A 21,034-nucleotide genomic window follows, 5' to 3' on the forward strand; every position below is an offset into this window, starting at 1 on the left:
GTCGAGCGGCGTACCGCCCCAAAAGATAAGCTTGTACTGGTAGCAGAAGCACAAGAATTAGGGCTTTATGCCTATGCTAAGCACTTTGGGGATTTGAAGTCGGGCATCACTTACAAGCGATTGCTTACCCACTATGAACGCGGCGGACAATTCCCGCCAACACGTCAAGAGCTGAATGATTTGTTGATTGAGTTTTAGGTTGGCATTGGTAGACACGGAAAGTAAAAAAGCTAGAGTCACATCATCTGCATAGTGTGACTCTAGTTTTTTTTTCTGTCTCTAGTTTTTTTTTTCTGTCTTCATCAATTTGATTGCTTTAGAGTCTATTTTCTGGCTTAGCCGCCTATCTTGGGCGGCTAAGATAGGCAGCTATTCTCAGAAATACACACAGAAAGACTTACTTGCTTAGATAGTGATTACGATGTTCGATTTAGTCACTTGTGTCATGTGATTGTATCAAAAAAAAAGCCAGTAAAGCTCAATAGTATTGCCACCATATTGGTAAAAGAGTAAGTCTCTCTACTTATTCCTAGTCGCCAGAGGCTTAATTAAAGGTTTTCTGATCACAACTAAAAGAGGATGGCAATTTTCTAACCCTATTAGGGTTGCTTGGTTATCAGAGAGTTACTTTATGTATAAGAATCTGTTACATAAATATACCCGTTAGAGTTCACCAACATTCACCGTAATAAATTCTAACCCTATTAGAGTTAGAACGGTGGTTCACCGTAATGCGGGAACAGTTACTTTATATATAAAACGACTTCCTGTAACCTTTATGGAATAAGAATATTTTTTGTATAAAAGAGTGAAGTATATATACTAAGGGGAGTGAGACGGCTGTTGCGAATTGTTAATTTGTCTTCATTTTGAATGTATAATCTAATCATCCTGACTCTTTAGTCAAAAAAACAGACAAAAAAAGCCCGCTACCTCTAGTGGAGGTGAACGGGAGACAATCATTTATTATCATTTTCAACTTAGCACTTTTTGCCTATTTTCTAGCAATTTTCTAGAGGCAACCCTTGCCGGAAGGGTATATCACGGCAATTGTCTCCAATCACTTAACACTAGGGATAGCGGTCACTCACCTTACTCACAGGAACAACCGCTATGGATAGTGTACCATCATCTTCTACAATTGTTGCCGCTACCCGCAACAAATCTTTACTTAATGCTGCCGAGAGCCATTTAGATGAGTGGGTGCTTGGAAGTGGCGTCAGTGCGAGTATTGCCACACGCAGTATTGTAAGTCCGACCGACCGCATGGAAATTGCTAAAGCTATTGGCTGGAAGTCTTACCCTGACTGTAATCCGCTAGGCTGGTTGGTTCGCGGGATTGACCTAAGAACGATGCAGCCTCAAGAATTCTGTCAGTTCAAGCCAGACATAGCCATTCAATTCCCAGAAAAAGAGAAGCCCACAAAATACATATCAGACAAGGGACATCCCTACGATGCTATCGCACTGCCGCATCCTGACAAAGATTATTGGCGGCGGGTAGTAGATGACGTATCTATCGTTGTTGACCTTGACGAGGGAACGAAAAAGTCAGGGTGTGGGATGACTTGCGGGTTCCCATCGCTGGCACTACCAGGGGTGACGATGTGGCAACGGTGCGGGGAATTAGTCAACAACCTAGGCATTCTTGCTGTACCTGGTAGGGTGTTTCGAGTACGCTTCGATATGGATGTACTCATCAAAGAAGGGGTACTACTTGAACTTAAAAAGCTGGTTAAAGCTTTAGAAGCGCGGGGCTGTACGGTTTTGGTTGCGCTGTGGAATCCTGAACTAGGCTTAAAAATTGACGATGTGAAAGTCAAGCACGGTTCCGACGCGGTAGCAAAAATTATGAGTGAAGCTCAACCATATGCACAATGGCTCAAGAGCATTGAGAATCAAATTAACAATATCGTTGAATCGCCTGACACAAGTGATAACGATGCACCAACAAAAAAGAAAAAGCCACTGACACCTCGCGAAACAGCAGCGCGATTAGCTGAACAATACGGGCATCGGTGGAAATATGATGACGAACAGAAGACGTGGCGGATTTACTCCGGTAAACACTGGGAAAAGGTAGGGATAGGGCCATTTAAGAGTTTAGTCAAAACCACAATTGACGCAAAAAACATAAACTACAGCGGGATTGAGTACATTAACAACCTTGTTGAATTGCTCCAATGTGACTTGCGACAAATCCGATGGCAGTATTGGGATAGAAAGCGGTACATCAACTTTAGTAATTGCGTTCTAGATGGAGATAAACTGACAACTCTAGAACATTCACCGGGTATGGGTTTTACATCATTCCTGCCATTCGATTACAAACCTTTGGAGGGTGACTTAAGCGACACTCTGGAAGCACTACGGGTGAACTGCCCTAGTATCCATAAATTCTTCCGCACGGCGATGCAAGACGATGAACGCAAAATGTTTAAGTTGCTAGCCATTGCTAACGCCATACTTAAGCACCGATTTTTTGACTTGCAGATGTTTGTCCACACAGTCGGAGCGCCCGGTTCAGGCAAGGGTACTTTTGCTCGGTTGATGGAAAAAATGGTAGGACGGGAGAATTTTAAGGGTTGCCAACTCGATCGCCTAAGCGACGGCTCGACTAAAGCATCGGTAATTGATAAGCAGTTGGTAGTGTTCGCTGATGAACGGAAACCAGTGGGCATTGATTCGATTCTCAGTTTCACGGGCGGCGATGCAGTCAGCTACCGGGAATTACACACACCGGCCGCTGATGCGTTCTTTTACGGGTGTTTCCTCATCTGTAGCAACAAACCGATTTTTGTTGGTGATACTACCGGGTTAGAGCGTCGGTTGTGCCTAGTTCACTTTGATAACCCCATTCCTACTGAAAAACGCGATCACTCCATCGAAAGTGAGTTTGAGGCTGAAGTACCCGCATTGATTGGGATAGCGCTCTCCCTCGTAGATAACGCCGTTACTCAAGCGATACGCGGTATCGGAGCCGAAAGGATTGCTGAATTCAAGTACAAGGAATGGGAGATGAAAGTCGAAACAAGCTCGACTGCTGCATTCTTTGATATGGAATTGGTACTAGACCCGACCGCTACTACCCGTACCGGGAAGCTTTATGAAGCTTACAAGGATTTCTGTGAAGGGAGCGGGTTCTCGAAAGTAAGCATAGTCAAGTTCCCAAAATTACTTGCTGACCTACTGACAGACGAAAATTTACCCTTTACCCGACACCAGGGGGCACAAGCCTATTTTGAGGGAGTGAGGGTGAGAGAAAAGTCGGATAACCATCTCACTCACTCCGAAACTTTATCGGGAGTTGAGGGAGTTAGCGAGGTAGTTTCAGGGAGTTTAGAGGGAGTTTGTGAGGGAGTTGAACCCCTACCAGATATACCTTTGAGGGAGTTGAGGGAGTTAGAGCCTAAAGTTTCAACCGGAAACAAAAATGAAGAAAATTATCTGCCAGATGAGGAAGAAAGCGATCGGGAAAGTGACTTAGGAAAAGATTTACCCCCCCTAACTCCCTCAACTCCCTCAAACCCAGTACCAGTAATGATTCAAACTCCCTCACCAACTCCCTCCCAAGTGCCACCAACTCCCTCACCAACTCCCTCAAACCCGACTAAATCTTATATGCAAACCGCCGTCAACAGACAGCGGGCTAAAAGGATGGCTGACGAGTACCGGGCAGCAAAGGCGAGCGGCGATACCGAAAGAATGGAAGAGATAAGGAAATTTATTGAAAGTACCGATGGACTCCCCTTGAGGGGGTTTTTCAAGCGAGCGCTTAATGGGACATCGCCTACGCATCAGCCCGCACTGAAACCTTCCCGTATTTTGGACGTAGGCGATCGGGTTGTTGTAGTGAAGCACGGCGATCGCGCTAATGGCATCAAAGGGGAAATTACCAAAATCACTAATTACCCCACTTATACGGGCCTGCGGGTACGATTCGATAAAGAAGTAGCTTTCGTAAGGGAGCAGGAGTTCATCGCCGGGGACTTGATGTATCTCTCCGAAAAGTAGTAGCTTCCAGTGTCATCTCCCTACAGCCTAACTTTTTGCCATTATTCACTTGTGTCAAGTGACTAAACACTTGACAGAACTAAGGCATCCGTGTCAATCTGTTAATAGTAAATCGCCTGACACAAGTGAAATGACTAAAAACATTAATGACGCTAGCCTAGCTAACCTCAAACACTACGAGGGTAAATGGGAACACGGGAAAACAAAAACCATCCGAGTACCGATCGCCCTAGCAGATCGGGTGCTGACTCTAGCTCGACAATTAGATAACGGTAGTTCGCTTGACACAAGTGAATTTCCTGATGCTGCTACCCTGCTCAACCAATTGAAAGCTAAGCGTAAAAAGTCTAAGTGTGACCTAGCGGACGTAGAAGCAATTTTGGATATGTTGGGTAGTTTATTGCCTTAACCGAGCGATCGGCTGGCACGGGAGTGCGATTGCATCAGTCACACTATGCACACGATGTGAGTGAAGGTTTTCGACCTCCGAGCGGGCGATCGGGTTAAACGAGAAAATCATTTGACAAGGCAGAGGACGGGATAGTATTTTCACAAGTAGCCGCCTACAGTAGGCGGCAACTCTCAGGAATAGACTTAAAAGCACTATCTCACCCTGCACCCTGAGCCGATCGGCTTTTTTGACCTAAAATCCCAAAAAGTAAATTTTAAAATGGGCATTACCATCGAAAAACCCAATTTTGAGCTGAGGCCTGAGACACGATCGCAAATATCGCTAGGGGGGATGAGTAGAGAATTGATAGAAGAGCTTGCTTGTAAGGGAGTGTTAGGTAGGAGACACTGGGATAAGTGAACAGGCAAAAACAAGGCCCCGAAAGCCCCTAAAATGGTTGTTTTGCTAGAGTGCTGATAGAAATTAGGTATTTAGAGGCTGAAAGCATTGACAAATGATTGAAGTAGATGGCTTAAGCAAAAGTTACGGTTCGACCGCAGCGATCGCGGACGTGTCCTTCTCGGTCGAATCAGGAGAAATTCTGGGTTTTTTGGGACCCAACGGCGCTGGCAAAACCACAACGATGCGGATTTTGTCGGGATACTTGCCGGCATCCAGTGGTACGGCCCGTATCGCCGGCCTCGATGTTCACGAAAACTCGATGGGAGTCAGACAGCGCATCGGTTATCTGCCGGAAAACCCGCCACTGTATCCAGAAATGAGTGTGGAAGGGTTTCTGTTTTTTGTCGCCCGGATTAAGCAAGTACCTGCGGGCGATCGCGCGCGACGAGTTACCTCCGCGATCGAACGCTGCGGCCTGGTTGATAAACGCAAAGTTTTAATCCGCAAGCTTTCTAAAGGATTTCGGCAGCGCGTCGGTATCGCACAGGCGATCGTCCACGATCCACCGGTCATTATCTTAGACGAACCAACCGTCGGGCTCGACCCCCGACAAATCATCGAAGTCCGCAATTTAATCAAAAGTCTTGGCGGCCAGCACACAATCATCCTTTCCACGCACATTCTGCCGGAAGTCAGCATGACTTGCAACCGCGTCACCATCATCAATCGCGGTAAAATCGTCGCTGCGGGTAGTCCCGAAAATTTGATGGGAGAGTTGGCTGTCGGAGAGGGTTACGAACTCGAAGTTGAAGGCGAGGGGGATTTGGTAAACAGTCTGCTGTTGCCTTCTTTGGAAAATTTGCCGGGAGTTCGATCGATCGAATTGATTCCAAGCCAGCAATTTTTAGTGAATCGCTACCGCCTGCGGGCCTTGTGCGAACCCGAAAGAGAACCCGGACGAGAAATTGCTACAGCTATCGTTGCCTCTGGATTTGGACTGTGCGAAATGCGCCGCTCTCGCGCTACTCTCGAAGATGTGTTTTTAAGGCTGACAGCGGCTGAAAAGAAACCGGAAGAAAATCTGGTTCACAGCGAACCGGAGGTCGATCAAAATCTCCAAGAAGCGGCAGAAGTTCAAAACTCGATCGCGGATTCTCATCAATCGGAATCACAACCGACGATCATCCCGGACAATCTGCCCGTTTCAAATAAACCAGAGTCTCTCTATGATTCTCATTCAGCATCGGAACCAGTTGCAGAAACTGAAGAGTTGCTTTCTGATTCTCATTCAGCATCGGAACCGGTTGCAGAAACCGTAGAGCCGATTGAACTTTCTCCACCAGAATTAGAATCAGTTGCAGAAACCGTAGAGCCGATTGAACATCCTCAACCAGAATTAGAACCAGTTGCAGAAACCGTAGAGCCGATTGAACATCCTCAACCAGAATCAGAACCAGTTGCAGAAACCGTAGATTTGAGTGAAGCGAAGCATCTCAGTTTGGGTGTCACAGGAACCCGAGGATCTGACTCGCTACATATCTCTAAACAAGCAAGCAGGATGCTCACTTTTGTAAAAAATGTTTTTTATAAAAGTGAGAGACTCCCGATAGAACCTTCTCCACCAGAACCGATTGTCGAAAATGTAGAAGTTTCAGAAACCGTAGAGTCGATCGACTATTCTCAACCAGAATCAGAACCAGTTGTCGAAAGACAAGAGCCGAGCGAGTATCATGAATCAGAACCGATTGTCGAAAATGTAGAAGTTTCAGAAACCTTAGAGTCGATCGAGCATCATCAACCAGAATCCGAACCAGTTGTCGAAACAGTAGAGTCGATCGAGCATCCTCAACCAGAACCGATAGTCGAAAATCTGCTCATTCCAGAAACACCAGAGTCGATCGAGCATTCTCAACCAGAACCAGAACCAGTTGTCGAAACACCAGAGTCGATCGAACATCATCAACCAGAAGCGATTGTCGAAAATCTAGAAGTTTCACAAACAGTAGAGTCGATCGAGCATAATGAACCAGAACCGATTGTCCAAAGGCAAGAGTCGATCGACTATTCTCAACCCGAATCCGAACCAATTACAGAAACACCGGAGGAAATAAGCGATTTAGAATCTGAAATGCAACCAGTGGCAGATTTTCTGGAAACTGTAGAAAGGCAAGAGTCGATCGAACATCCTCAACCAGAACCGGTTGTCGAAAATCTACTCATTCTAGAAACAATACAGTCGATCGAGCATTCTCAACCAGAACCGATTGTCGAAAATCTGCTGATTGTCGAAACAATAGAGTCGCTAGAACATTCTCCACCAGAACCGGTTGTCGAAAATCTACTTATTGTAGAAACAGTAGAGTCGAGCCAACCTTCTCAACCAGAACCGATTGTCGAAAATCTACTTATTGTAGAAACAGTAGAGTCGATCGAACTTTCTCAGCCCGAACCCGAACCGATTTTAGATGCGCCAAAGTCGATCGAGTATTCTCCACCAGAACCGGTTGTCGAAAATCTACTTATTGTAGAAACAGTAGAGTCGAGCCAACCTTCTCAACCCGAACCGATTGTCGAAAATCTCGAAGTTTCAGAAACACCAAAGTCGAGCCAACCTTCTCAACCCGAACCGGTTGTCGAAAATCTCGAAGTTTCAGAAACACCAAAGTCGAGCCAACCTTCTCAACCCGAACCAGAACCGATTTTAGATGCGCCAAAGTCTATCGAACGTTCTCAACCAGAATCCCAACCAGTTGTAAAAAATCGGCCACTTAAAAAAAAGCCACAACCGAGTAGCGATTCTCGGCCCGAACAGTCGCCTATGACCAAAAAGCGACAAATAGAAAGAAAAAAACAGGATAGCGACGACAGCCAAACACCACCCGCAGGGGACTCAGAATGAACCAATTACCAATGCCCAATTACCCATTCCCAATTCCTAAAGGTTAGTAATGATTAGTAATATTATCGCAATTTACCGCAAAGAACTACAAAGCTATTTTGCCTCGCCATTAGCCTATGCCATTGCAGCAGTCTTTTGGCTAATCACCGGCTACTTTTTAATAGCCATCCTCCTAGCCCCCGACGGGTTAATTCCCCAAATCGGCCAGCGAGACCAAATGGGAATTACCGAACCTCCCATCGACGTTGCTTACGAATTCCTGCAACTCTTTCTGCGAATCATGGGTTCCCTTTCCTTGTTCGTACTACCTGCACTCTCAATGGGACTTTACGCAGAAGAACGCAAACGGGGCACCTTAGAACTATTAGCCACATCGCCCTTAACAAACTGGGCAGTTGCTACCGGCAAACTCCTGGGAGTTTTAACATTTTATACCACAATGTTGCTGCCCCTGCTGTTCTGCGAGGCGATCGCCCTCAGTTCCTCAACCCCACCCGTACTCCCCGGAGTTCTTCTGCTAGGCCACGCCGGCTTAATCTTACTAGCAGCAGGAGTATTATCCCTCGGAATGTTTATTTCCTCCCTCACCGACAGCACAATTTTATCAGCCATCCTCACCTTCGCTCTAGTATTATTTCTCTGGGTGATCGATGCAGCCGCCGTCGCTATCGGTGGCGCCTTCGGAACAGCATTAGGACATTTGTCGCTCCTAACAAATTACACTAATCTTGTCAAGGGAGTTTTCGATACCAGCAGTTTAATTATGTTTGCCAGTTACATCATTTTAGGAGTATTTCTGACCGCCCAATCAATCGATGCCTTGCGATATCAGCGTTCTTAAAAGCATCAGGCAAGGCTTCGGGGAATAAAGAGGAAAGATTGGGAAAGTAGGAGATTTGGAGAATTGCACATTAAAGGACACACCACCAATGCCCAATGCCCTGTTTGGCCAATGCCCCATTCCCAATGCCCCATTCCCCATCCCAAATTAATGTTAGTTATTCCACTAATTTCTTGAAATAATGAGATTTATCAATCCCAAAATCGACTTTGCGTTCAAAAAAATATTCGGTTCCAGCGACAGCAAAGATATCCTGATTAATTTTTTAAACGCCATCCTTTATGAAGCACAGCCGATTATCGAAGACTTAGAAATAATCGACTCCCAACCAGAACCTCAAACTCTCGCAACCCAAGACACACACCTAGATGTCAAAGCCACAATTAACGGCGGCAGAATCGCCCTAGTTGAAATTCAACTGATCAACGTGCCTTCCTTTGGGAACAGAGTTTTGTACAACGCTGCCAAAAGCTACAGCCAGCAATTAACAGGAAAAGAACGCTACGAAAGACTAAAAACAGTAATTTCCTTGAAAATTGCCGACTTTGAAATGTTTGAAAATCAGCCAGAATTTTTGTCACGGTTTGTTTTTCAAGAAAAAGAGCAACAGTTTGAGTGTCCAGATACTGCAATAGAATTAGTATTTATCGAACTGCCAAAATTTACCAAGGAATTAGCAGAATTAGCAACAACAGCAGAGCAATGGATTTACTTTCTCGAAAAAGCCAGCACTCTGGAGACAGTACCAGAAACACTCAGTGCAGTTCCCGAAATTCAGAAAGCTTTTAGAATTGCCACCGAAGAAAACTTCACTCAGGAAGAATTAAATGAATTGCACAAGCAAGAACTGTGGATAGAAGACCAGCAGATTGCCATAGAGATAGCAAGAGAACAGGTGACAAAAACCGCTCAACTATCGTTAATATTGCGTCAGCTAGTGCGGCGTTTAGGCACAATACAACCGGAAACGGAAAATAGCATCCGTCAATTAGGCGTAGAGCAATTAGAAGAACTAGGAGATGCCGTTCTGGATTTCAACCATCAGTCAGATTTAACAGCATGGTTGCAGGCTAATGCGATATAGAATAACATCCTCGAACCGGAACTTTCTCACTCAATATTTACCTTATGAAAATTAGCAAAAAAAATTGGAAATACGTTTTTTTGCTGGGCCCCCTCCTCATCGCAGCGGGGGTAACAGCAGCATTTGTATCTGGAGTATGGGACCCCCTGACAGTCGGTTTAGTTATTGCCGGAGCAGTGACGATCGCACTTTGGCTGCTATATTTGAGTTACGAACAAAGCTTTTGGGGGAAGCGTTCCACTCAAGCCAGCACCAACGCCCTGATTGCTACCCTCGCCGTCTTTTTGATTCTCGGAGTAATTAACTTCATAGCCGTTCGCTATCCCGTCCGCATCGACTTAACCGAAAGCCAACAATTTACCCTTGCCCCGCAGACTCAACAAATACTGCGAAACCTGCAACAAACAGTCAAAGTTTGGGTATTTGACCCCATCCAAAACCCCCAAATTAAAGAATTGCTGCAAAGCTACAAACGCGAGGGAGGCGAAAAGTTCCAATTCGAGTTTGTTGACCCGCAGACCCAACCGGGAAAAGCGCGGGAATTTAGTATTACCAGCATCGGAGAAGTTTACCTGCAATCCGGGGACAAAAAACAAGTTCTGCAAAAAGGTGGCACTGCTTTTGGTAGCGACCCAAATCAAGGTCTTTCAGAGATAAAACTTACCAATGGCTTAGAAGAAATCCTGAGCACTCGCGTTGCTACAGTTTACTTTTTGCAAGGCAAAGGAGCCCGCCCGATAAAGGAAGGTCAAGGCGGAATTCAGCAAGCTGAAAAAGCTTTGAAAGATAAATACTACAACGCCCAAACGCTGAATTTGACCGAACGCAAAGAAGTGCCAGAAGATGCAGATGCTTTAATCGTTCCCGGGCCGGACAAACCGTTTTCCGATACAGAAATTAAAGCACTAAGAGCTTATCTCGATCGCGGCGGCAGTTTATTGTTAATGGTAGACCCGGCAATTGATACGGGATTGGACAAATTGCTGCAAGAATGGGGCGTCAAACTAGACAGCCGTTTGGCCATCGATGCTTCGGGCACTGGTCAAAGATTTGGCCTGGGCCCCACGGTTCCCACAGTCAGGCGCTACGGCGAACATCCGATTACTCAAAGTTTTGGCAACGGTATTTCATTTTATCCGTTTGCGCGTGCTTTGGAAACCTCGCCAGTAGAAGGGATAGAGGAAAAACCGCTGATTTGGACGAGTCAGGAAAGTTGGGCCGAAAGCGATTTGACGACTAAGAAATTGGAGTTCGATCAAAAGACCGATCGACAAGGACCGCTATTATTAGGTGTAGCTTTAGTTCGATCGTCCACTGACAGCACTCCCTTAAAGCCCTCCCCTTCACCAACACCAACTTCGCCCTCGCCTTCACCCCAAGCATCGCCGACAACTTCCCCATCGCCGACAACATCGCCATCACCGATAGATTCACCATCGCCGATAGATTCACCATCGCCAACAACTTCACCCTCACCGACAGATTCACCATCGCCAACAACTTCACCCTCACCGACAGATTCACCATCGCCAACAACTTCACCCTCACCGACAACTTCACCATCACCGACAACTTCGCCATCGCCGACAACTTCCCCATCACCGACAACTTCACCATCACCGACAACTTCGCCATCACCGACAGATTCACCATCACCGACAACATCACCGTCGCCGACAACTTCACCAACAGCTTCCCCAATCAGCTATTCGGTGATTGTCTCGCAAGAAGCTACGCCGCCAGCATTACCCACGACTTCGCCAACACCCACAGCATCTCCCACAGCATCTCCCACAGCATCTCCAGAAAGTTCGCCAACACCCACAACCTCTCCCACAGCATCTCCCAGCCCAACGGCAACTCCTTCTGCGCCTTCAACTCCTAGAAAAACATCGCGAATGGTAGTAATTGGCACATCTCAATTTGTGACTAACGGTTGGTTTGACCAACAACTCAATAGCGACGTGTTTCTCAATTCAGTCAGTTGGTTGAGTAAACCAGACCAGCAAAGTTTTTCAATCAGTCCGAAAAAAGCTACCAACCGCCGCATTAACATGACGGCCATCCAAGTAGGATTGCTGGTTTTAGCTTGGCTAATTTGGCCTTTACTCGGACTGGGAATTGGCGGCGCTATTTGGTGGAAGAGAAGATAATTTAGTTGACAGTTGACAGTTGACAGTTGACAGTTGACTGTTGTCAGTTGTCAGTTGTCAGTTGACAGTTTGCAGTTGACAGTTGTCAGTTGTCAGTTGTTATTAATAACAAACTCCCCAATTCCCAATGCCCAATTCCCAATGCCCAATTCCCAATGCCCAATTCCCAATGCCCAATTCTCAGTTATTATGAAATTGCAGAAAAATACATTAGTATTGATAGCCGTCGCGCTTAGCATGACTGGGTTGGTTGCTTTGTTCGAGATGCAAGTGTCTCCGAAACAGGAAGCCGCTAAGGAAGAAAAACAGAAAATTTTTGCTTTTAAGTCCGATCGCGTACAATTCTTTACAGTCAAAACTCCTGAAAAAATATTGACTTTTGAACGTGTTTATGCTACAAAAGGAGGCAAGTCTAGCTGGGAAATGAAATTGCCAGTGCAAGCACACGCAAGTCAGGCATCGGTGGATTTTTTGCTAGACAGGCTGGCAACAGGAAAGAGCGATCGCACGATTAATATTACTGCAGCTCAACTGCCAGAATTCGGTCTCGACCAACCCCAAGCTACAGTCACAGTAAAACTGGACAACCAGGAAACTCACCGCCTAGTTTTAGGCAAAACAGACTTTAGCGGCCGCTTCTTGTACGCTCAAGCCAATCCGCCGGAAGCGCCCCCTCAAAATTCCGCCCAAAATTTGCCCGTGCTGCTAGTGCCTTTTGACTTTAAAAATGCCGTCCAACGACCTTTGTCAGAGTGGAAAAAAGCAGAAGCACCCAAAACAGAGAAACCGCAAAAACCCTCTCCCACGCCAAGTCCTGAGAATAAATAGATGGCCGGTCGCTTTGAGATGTTGCACCATTCTCAATAAGGCTTTTATGAACAGGCAAGATGCCTGTTCCACAAAGAGTAAATTTTTTTGTGGAACAGGCATCTTGCCTGTTGCTGACGCCTGTTGCTGACAATGGTGCGCTCTGGGATAGAATTTAAAGAACAAATCCCAAAACCTGTTACATCCAACATTCCTCACCTAAAATACAGAAAAGTCTAAACTTAAACTGTATTTAAGTAGCGTGCATTACCCCCAGGAAAGGGCGAATATGTTTCAGACAGCACTCAACCAAGGTACGACAGCAACGGATACAGCGCTTGACGTTGAACTCCGCAAGGTATTTAAGGTATTTAACGGCGAAACCGCAGTCCGTGGAGTTGACCTCAACATCCGCCAAGGAGAATTTTTTAGCATCCTCGGGCCCAGTGGCTGCGGCAAGACTACGACGCTGCGCTTAATCGCTGGGTTCGAGACTCCCTCGGCGGGCGAATTGATGATTCGCGGCCAGTCGATGACCAACACTCCAGCTTACCGCCGTCCGGTAAATACTGTGTTTCAAAGCTATGCTTTGTTCGGACACATGAATGTCTGGGACAATATCGCTTTTGGATTGCGGATCAAAAAGCTGGGGAAAGCAGAAATTGAAGAACGGGTACGGGAAGTTTTGCAATTGGTGAAAATGGAATCTTTCGCCAACAGGTTTCCCGGTCAAATGTCGGGCGGCCAGCAGCAGCGGGTGGCTTTGGCGAGAGCTCTGGTAAATCGACCGGCGGTTCTGCTGTTGGACGAGCCCCTGGGTGCTCTGGATTTGAAGTTGCGGAAGCAGATGCAGTTGGAACTGTCGAATTTGCATCAAGAATTGGGTTTGACTTTTGTGATGGTGACTCACGACCAAGAAGAGGCGATGAGTCTGTCTGACCGGATTGCGGTGATGCACGAGGGCAGGATTGAGCAAATTGGCTCTCCTGAAGAAATTTATGAGTGTCCCCAGACGGCTTTTGTGGCGGATTTTATTGGCGATACGAATTTGTTTGCGGGTACGGTAGAATCGATCGACCGATCGACTATCACAGTTCGCACATCAGCCAATCTGAAAATAATCGTTCAGCAGTCGGATATGTGGAATGGTGTCACAGGCGACTCTGTTGTGGTCAGCGTCCGGCCGGAAAAAGTATATTTGAATCTCTACCAGCCGGAAGTGTCGGTCAACTGTTTTGAAGGGCGGCTCAAAAATACTATGTACATGGGCACGCACGTTCATTACGTGGTTGAGTTGGCGTCGGGCGATAAAATTACGGTGCGCCAGCCAAATACCGGCGGGTCTTTCCCAGATCCGCACACGCCGATTTACGCTTACTGGGGAACTACTGATTGTCTCGCTTTGACCGATCGGAATTAGTCAGTTGGCAGTTGGTAGTTGGTATTAGTCATTAGTCATTAGTCATTAGTCATTAGTCATTAGTCATTAGTCATTAGTCATTAGTCATTAGTCATTGGTCATTAGTCATTAGTCATTTGTTGGTGGTTGGTTCTCCTAACAAATAACATAGGACAATTCCCAATTCCCAATTCCCAATTCCCAATTCCCAATTCCCCAATCTTCAATCTTCAATCTTGAATCTCAAAATCTAAAATCTAAAATCTAAAATCGAACTGTGCCTCCGACTAACTTACCAATTTCCAGGATTTTCCCGGCTAATTCTACACGCCGTCAGTTCCTAAAAAATTCGGCGGCGACAATTTCCGGGTTAGCTGTTTCCAGTTGCGGCTGGCGACTTGCAGACGTACAATCTGCTCCTCCGGTCAAAGGTGATGCCGACCAACTTTTCATCTATACTTGGGCAGGCTATACCGATAACGCTTTGCTCGATCGCTTTGCCGAAAAAACAGGCATTCGCGTGGTTGCAGACGTATTTGACTCCAATGAGGCGATGCTGGCTAGGGTTCAAGCTGGCGGTGGCCGGGCCTACAGCATCATTTACCCGTCTGACTACATGGTGATTCAGATGACGGAACTGGGGCTGTTGAGCCCATTAGACCACTCGATTTTGGGCGGACTCGATCGGCTAAAAAAACAGTTTCAAAACCCCGTATATGACCCAGGAAACCGCTACAGCGTCCCTTTGAGTTGGGGAACCACAGGCTTAATTTACAACAGCGAACAGCTCAAAGAAGCTCCTGAAGATTGGGAGTATTTGTGGCAGCACAAACAGGAGTTAGCAAGGCGAATGACGCTGGCAAATGATGTTCGAGAAGTGATGGGTGCTGCGCTGCGGATGTTGGGCTATTCTCTCAATTCTACGAACCAAGAGCAAGTGAAACAAGCTTATGAAAAGTTGGTGGAACTCAAACCGGCGATCGCATCTTTTACCACTGATGCTTGGCGGCCGCAAATGCTGACGGGGGATTTGAAGGTAGCTATGTGTTATTCTTCTGATGCTAATGAGGTAATCCCAGATAATGACAAATTGCGTTATGTTGTGCCAAAAAGCGGTTCTTCTCTGTGGACTGACACTTTAGTAATTCCTAAAGGTGCTCCCAATCCAGAAGCAGCTTATAAGTGGATTAACTTTATGCTGCAAGCGGATGTCGCTGCTTCTTTAGTAGAACGGCTCAGTTTCTCAACTCCTTCGGAAGATGCTTTTAGTTTGCTGACGCCGGAAGTGCGCGAAAATGAAATTCTTTTCCCTTCGGAGGAAACTTTGAAAAATTGCGAAGGTGTTGCTCCGGTAGGAAAATTTATAGACGTGTACGATCGCTATTGGACTAAATTAACCAGCGGCTAATCTTATTTTTGCCAGAAATTTCATGTGGATTTCGATTTACCGTGGGGTGGGGGCGGGTTTATGAGATTGTTTATTTTAGGCATAGATTGTTGGTGAAACCCGCCCCTACATTACATTTCGATTTACCGTGGGGTGGGGGCGGGTTTAGAAGATTGTTTATTTTACGCATAGATTGTTGTTGGTGAAACCCGCCCCTACAAATCAAAACTCAAAACTCAACACTATTTATTTATGGCTGTTTCAACTAGAACTCCCCCTCCTATTCCTCCCAATTCTTCTTTGAAGGCTGAAACTGTTTCCCCGTGGTCGGCGTGGGCTGGGCCACTGGCATTGCTCGGCCCTTCTGGCTTGTTGCTGCTTTTATTATTAGTCATACCAACTCTGGTGATTTTTCAGCTTAGTTTGGTGCCGAATATTAAGCCGGGAGACTTGGTGAATCCTTCGGGAATCGGCAATTACCTGCGAGTGTTTGAGCCGCTGAATTTGCAGGTGATTGGTCGATCGCTCTTTTTCGCAACGGGGACTACTATTCTGTGTTTGCTGCTGGGGTTTCCTGTGGCTTACTGGATCGCCCTCAATGTCTCGAAAAAGTGGCGGAATTTAACTTTGTTAGGCTTTGTGTTGCCGCTGTGGACTTCTTCGCTGTTGCGATCGTATGCTTGGATTACAATTTTGCGTCCTACGGGGGTTCTCAACTCGCTGCTGGCACTTCTAGGCATTCCTCCTCTGGAATTGCTCAATCAAAGTTCCGCAGTTCTAATCGGCATGGCTTACAGTTATTTGCCTTATATCGTGACAATTCTCTACGCTTCTTTGGAAAAGTTAGACCGCAGGTTGCTAGAAGCATCTCAGGATTTGGGCGCGAATCCAGTGGAAACTTTCTGGAAAGTGACAGTACCTCAGACGATGCCGGGAATTGCTGCGGGTTCTTTGCTAGTATTTATTAGCAGTTTGGGCGATTTTGTCGATCCGGAGTTGCTTGGTGGAGCTTCGAGCATGACGGCGGCTCGTTTGATTTACAATCAGTTTTTGGGTGCGACTCAAAATTGGGGTCTGGGTTCGGCTCTGAGTATGGTATTAATCTTTGCAGTGAGTATCGGAATTGCCCTTTTGCTCAAATATGGCGATCGTAATACAATTTAGGATGTTGAAGTAAGAAGGAAGAAGGAAGAAGGAAGAAGGAAGAAGGAAGAAGGAAGAAGGAAGAAAACAATCCTAATCTATTACAAATTACCGATTACCAATTACCGATTACCGAGAAATGGAAAATACCGCCGAAAATCCACAGGAGGAAATACAAGCCGATATGTACTTAAAACCTAAATTTAAGATTTCTTGGCAGGTGATATTTGCCGTTGTGATGTTTTTTTATATGTACCTGCCCATCCTGGTACTCACCTTTTACAGCTTTAACAAATCGCGTTTTAGCGCAGGTTGGGAAGGATTTACTTTAGATTGGTACGTTAAATTATTTAGCGATACGCGGATTTTGATTGCCCTGAGAAACAGCTTAACAGTGGCTGTGTGTGCAGTTGCAATCTCGGCTGTACTCGGCACTTTGATGGCCGTTGGTTTAGCCCGCTACCGCTTTCCTGGCAAGAATTTATATCAGGGAGTTTCCTACTTGCCGATTATTATTCCAGATATTGCGACCGCAGTTGCTACTCTGGTATTTTTAGCGGCGCTGGCTATTCCTCTGAGTTTGTGGACAATTGTCGCCGCTCACGTTGTGTTTTGTCTGGCTTACATCGCCCTAGCTGTTTCTACTAGATTGGCCGATTTAAACCCGTATTTAGAAGAGGCTGCCTTGGATTTGGGTGCAACGCCTGTTGAAGCTTTTATTCAGGTTTTGCTCCCTCAATTAATACCCGGAATTGTTTCGGGTTGTCTGCTTTCTTTTGTCCTCAGCATGGACGATTTTTTGATTGCGAGTTTTACCGCAGGTAGCGGGACTACAACTCTGCCGATGGAAATTTTTAGTCGGATTCGGACTGGGGTAAAACCTGATATTAATGCTCTCAGCGTGCTGTTGATAGTAGGTTCGGGAGGATTGGCATTTTTAGCGGAATATTTGCGCGGCCGGGGCGAGCAAAAACGGACTCATTAGGAAGTGGGCAGTGGGCAGTGGGCAGTTGGCAGTTGACAGTTGACAGTGGGCAGTTGACAGTTGGTTATTTGTGAGTTGTTACCAATGCCCCATGCCCCATGCCCCATGCCCCATGCCCCATGCCCCATGCCCCATGCCCCATGCCCCATGCTGCTACTTGGCGGGTAATTTCACCTTAGTAGCCAAACCTAGTGCTTCCAAAACTTGAATTGTCATCCAAGTGAAGTCAATTTCCCACTTTTCCATCCCGTGACGCGCAGAGTATTGATAAGCATGGTGGTTGTTGTGCCAGCCTTCGCCGTAAGTCAGGACAGCCACCCACCAACAGTTAGTAGAACTATCGTTTGTTTCGTAGGTGCGGTAGCCAAATTTGTGAGTGGCGCTGTTAACAAACCAGGTGCAGTGATAGACCAAAACTAAGCGTACAAAAATTACCCACACTACAAACGGCCAGCCTGCTGCTAAGTAAAGCAAGACGCCAAAGACGATTTGCATCGGGAGAAAGTAGTTTTGCAAAAATTGGTAAAAGGGGTCGCTCGAAATGTCTTTTGTGCAGCGGGAAATTTCAGCGTGAGCTGGACCTTTATATAGCATCCAGCCGATGTGACTCCACCAAAAACCCTTTTGGGCATTGTGAGGGTCGAGCGCATTTTGGTCAGAGTTGGTGTGGTGCAATCGGTGCAGCCCAACCCAATCAATTATTCCTCCTTGACAGGCAAGGGCTCCGCAAAATGCTAGAAAATATTCTACGAATTTTGGTGTCTGAAAACTGCGGTGGGTGAGCATACGATGCCATCCGAGAGTTATTCCCAAACCGCCGGTTATCCAGTGCATGAATACTGTTACACCAACTGCTGTCCAATTGAAGTTACTGGGTAGCAGTGCGAACAAAGCGCCGATATGAAGTCCTGCTAAACTAATAACGTGCTTCCAATTGTATTGGAGTTTTTCTTGCGTTGCAATTGTCATTCTCTTTTTGATTTCTGATGAGATGCCGAGCTAGATTCACGCATAATAGTTGGGATTGAGCAGTGAACTTTTTTGCTGCACTCTTGCCCAAACTAATAAAGAATCAATGATAGATTTGGGATTAGGATTGAAAAAGATTTACCGTTGTATTTTGAAAATAAAAAATTTGGCTGCCAAACAAAATTTTTTGTTCCCAATTATATTATAACTGATTCTGGTTTTGGTTGGGTCGATCGCACCAGGGGAGTCGATCTCTGTTCAACCCAACCTCTACCATCGCAAAAACAGGGTTAGGCATTGGTCACCAGCCATTAGTCCAGAACTGATGACCTACAACCAATGACTAATTGCCGATGGCTATTTTTCGGCTAATTTCACTTTGGTTGCCAAACCCAGCGATTGCAGCAATTGAATTGTCATCCAGGTGAAATCGATTTCCCACCATTGGAGACCGTGGCGAGCCGAGTATTGAAAGGCGTGGTGGTTGTTGTGCCAGCCTTCGCCGTAGGTAAGCAGAGCCACCCACCAGCAGTTGGTCGATCGATCGCCCGACTCGTAGGTGCGGTAGCCGAATTTGTGGGTAGCGCTGTTAACCAGCCAAGTGCAGTGGAACACCACCACGATCCGCAGAAACACACCCCAAACCACGAAAGACCAGCCGCCTAATAAATAAAGCAACACACCGAAGACAACTTGGATGGGGATAAAATATGCTTGGAGAAACTTGTATACTGGGTCGTCGCCGATGTCTTTAGTAAAGCGGGGGATTTCAACTCTGATCGGGAGATCCGAGAGCATCCAACCCATGTGGCTCCACCAGAAGCCTTGATTGGAATCGTGGGGATCTGTTTCGGTGTCGGAATGTATGTGGTGTAACCGGTGCATTCCCACCCAGTCGATCGGACCACCTTCACAGGAAAGGGTACCGCAAATAACTAGAAAATACTCTAGCCATTTCGGTGTTTGAAAACTGCGGTGGGTGACGAGGCGGTGAAATCCGAGAGTAATTCCTAAACCACCTGTTACCCAATGCAGGAATACTGCTAGCCCGACAGCAGACCAGCTAAAATTACCCGGCAGCAAGGCAAATAAAGCACCGATGTGCAGAAAGGCCATAAAGCCTACGACAGGCCAATCAGGAGAAGTTTTTTTGGAAGTTGCAATCGTCATGAATATATTATGTTTACAAACTAGGGGCCGCATCTACGCCATAATGGACAGCGCGCACGCAAAGGGTGAGCGAGGTATAGATGAATAGCGTTTCACGGCTACAGGAAGCAGAACAGGCACTCTTTCAGATTTTTTCTGGTATTGACACTACAGTCAAGCAAAATCTTCAACGAGTCTTAAAAGCTTTTCGCAGCCACCGGGTTGGAGTCCACCATTTTGCAGGGGTTACGGGTTACGGCCACGATGATTTGGGTCGGGAGACTTTGGACGGGTTATTTGCCGAAGTGGTAGGGGCCCAGGCCGCGGCTGTCCGGGTACAGTTTGTTTCGGGTACTCACGCGATCGCCTGTGCTCTTTTTGGCATCCTGCGTCCTGGTGACGAAATGTTGGCAGTGGCTGGTTCTCCCTACGATACTTTAGAAGAAGTGATCGGCTTGCGGGGGCAAGGTCAAGGTTCACTTGTTGAGTTTGGCATTAGTTACCGTGAGTTGCCTCTAACTCGCGAAGGAAGTTTGGATTGGCAGGCATTGAGCTCTACTATTTCAGCAAAGACTCGCCTGGTTTTTATCCAGCGCTCTTGCGGCTATTCTTGGCGGTCGAGTTTGTCTATTTCTGAGATTGAAAAAATCGTCGCCATAGTCAAACATCAGAATCCTAGCACAATTTGCTTTGTTGATAATTGTTACGGGGAGTTTGTTGATGATTGCGAACCTACTGCTGTGGGTGCGGATCTGATGGCTGGTTCTTTAATCAAAAATCCGGGGGGTACGATCGTCCCTGCTGGAGGTTACGTCGCCGGCAGGGCTGATTTAGTGGAGGCGGCAACTTGTCGCTTGACGGCGCCGGGAATCGGCAGCAGCGGCGGCGCAACTTTTGATTTGAATCGGTTGCTGTTTCAGGGTTTGTTTATGGCTCCGGGTTGTGTGGGGGAGGCGATGAAGGGAAATCATTTGACGGCTTATGTTTTTTATAAGTTGGGTTATCGAGTGAATCCTATGCCTTTGGCTAGAAGACGAGATGTGATTCAGGCGATCGAATTCGGTTCGGCTGATAAGTTAATTGCTTTTTGTCGCGCGGTTCAACAAAATTCCCCCGTCGGTTCCTATTTAGATCCGGTGCCAGCTCCGATGCACGGGTATGAAAGTCAGTTGGTGATGGCTGGGGGTACTTTTATTGATGGGAGTACGTCGGAGTTTTCGGCTGACGGGCCTCTGCGTCCGCCTTACGTGGCTTTTTGTCAGGGCGGGACTCATTGGACTCATGTAGCGATCGCTCTTGAAGCTGCGATCGAGGCTGTGGGCCCAGCTAATAAGTAAGGATCGCGAATTAAATAACTTACAATTTTAATTGTTATTGTGGGATGGGCGTCCCGCCCGTCCAAAAAGGACGG

Annotated in this window: 14 protein-coding genes and 1 pseudogene; 13 read left to right on the forward strand and 2 right to left on the reverse strand. The window is 46.5% G+C overall.

Translation table 11 applies throughout. The features are described 5' to 3' along the window. The 12 genes and pseudogenes from QUB04_RS30800 to QUB04_RS30855 form a co-directional block, all read left to right on the forward strand. Positions 1-198 (forward strand): hypothetical protein (locus QUB04_RS30800; protein ID WP_333289438.1); only part of this gene is annotated, 198 nt, incomplete at its 5' end. Positions 199-1,113: 915 nt separating this feature from the next. Next, positions 1,114-4,014, forward strand: coding sequence for a DUF3854 domain-containing protein (locus QUB04_RS30805; RefSeq protein WP_333290474.1), 2,901 nt, complete (start codon positions 1,114-1,116; stop codon positions 4,012-4,014). A 130-nt stretch (positions 4,015-4,144) separates the two neighbouring features. After that, positions 4,145-4,423, forward strand: a complete 279-nt coding sequence (locus QUB04_RS30810; protein WP_333290476.1) for a hypothetical protein — start codon at positions 4,145-4,147, stop codon at positions 4,421-4,423. Between the two features lie 496 nt (positions 4,424-4,919). Next, positions 4,920-5,930, forward strand: a pseudogene (locus tag QUB04_RS30815) (ABC transporter ATP-binding protein); the annotation flags it as partial. Between the two features lie 1,825 nt (positions 5,931-7,755). Then, entirely contained in the window at positions 7,756-8,547 is a 792-nt protein-coding gene (locus QUB04_RS30820) for an ABC transporter permease (RefSeq protein WP_333290478.1), read from the forward strand. Positions 8,548-8,728: 181 nt separating this feature from the next. Further along, the gene (locus tag QUB04_RS30825) at positions 8,729-9,631 is read left to right on the forward strand and encodes an Rpn family recombination-promoting nuclease/putative transposase (RefSeq protein ID WP_333290480.1); all 903 of its coding nucleotides are present in this window, start codon (positions 8,729-8,731) and stop codon (positions 9,629-9,631) included. Positions 9,632-9,675: 44 nt separating this feature from the next. Then, on the forward strand, positions 9,676-11,784 hold the full coding sequence (locus tag QUB04_RS30830; protein WP_333290482.1) for a Gldg family protein: 2,109 nt from the start codon (positions 9,676-9,678) through the stop codon (positions 11,782-11,784). A gap of 33 nt (positions 11,785-11,817) precedes the next feature. Beyond that, complete coding sequence (locus QUB04_RS30835; RefSeq protein WP_333290484.1) at positions 11,818-12,612, forward strand: DUF4340 domain-containing protein; 795 nt, start codon at positions 11,818-11,820, stop codon at positions 12,610-12,612. A gap of 268 nt (positions 12,613-12,880) precedes the next feature. After that, positions 12,881-14,011 carry an ABC transporter ATP-binding protein gene (locus QUB04_RS30840; protein WP_333161790.1) on the forward strand — a complete coding sequence of 377 codons (1,131 nt, stop codon included), beginning with the start codon at positions 12,881-12,883 and terminating at the stop codon, positions 14,009-14,011. 256 nt (positions 14,012-14,267) lie between these two features. Beyond that, positions 14,268-15,398 (forward strand): spermidine/putrescine ABC transporter substrate-binding protein, encoded by a 1,131-nt coding sequence (locus tag QUB04_RS30845; protein WP_333290486.1) that lies wholly within the window; start codon positions 14,268-14,270, stop codon positions 15,396-15,398. Positions 15,399-15,629: 231 nt separating this feature from the next. Next, positions 15,630-16,541: an ABC transporter permease gene (locus QUB04_RS30850; RefSeq protein WP_333290488.1), complete on the forward strand. Its 912-nt coding sequence runs from the start codon at positions 15,630-15,632 to the stop codon at positions 16,539-16,541. Between the two features lie 118 nt (positions 16,542-16,659). Beyond that, entirely contained in the window at positions 16,660-17,505 is an 846-nt protein-coding gene (locus QUB04_RS30855; RefSeq protein WP_333290490.1) for an ABC transporter permease, read from the forward strand. A 153-nt stretch (positions 17,506-17,658) separates the two neighbouring features. On the opposite strand, the gene QUB04_RS30860 is transcribed toward QUB04_RS30855, so the two are convergent. After that, positions 17,659-18,474, reverse strand: a complete 816-nt coding sequence (locus QUB04_RS30860) for a fatty acid desaturase (RefSeq protein WP_333290492.1) — start codon at positions 18,472-18,474, stop codon at positions 17,659-17,661. Between the two features lie 357 nt (positions 18,475-18,831). Next, positions 18,832-19,644 (reverse strand): acyl-CoA desaturase, encoded by an 813-nt coding sequence (locus QUB04_RS30865; RefSeq protein ID WP_333142557.1) that lies wholly within the window; start codon positions 19,642-19,644, stop codon positions 18,832-18,834. A gap of 80 nt (positions 19,645-19,724) precedes the next feature. On the opposite strand from QUB04_RS30865, the gene QUB04_RS30870 reads away from it, so the two are divergent. Then, positions 19,725-20,960, forward strand: a complete 1,236-nt coding sequence (locus QUB04_RS30870; protein ID WP_333290494.1) for a methionine gamma-lyase family protein — start codon at positions 19,725-19,727, stop codon at positions 20,958-20,960. Positions 20,961-21,034 lie beyond the last annotated feature (74 nt).

Source organism: Microcoleus sp. D2_18a_B4 (assembly GCF_036702475.1).
GTDB lineage: Bacteria > Cyanobacteriota > Cyanobacteriia > Cyanobacteriales > Microcoleaceae > Microcoleus.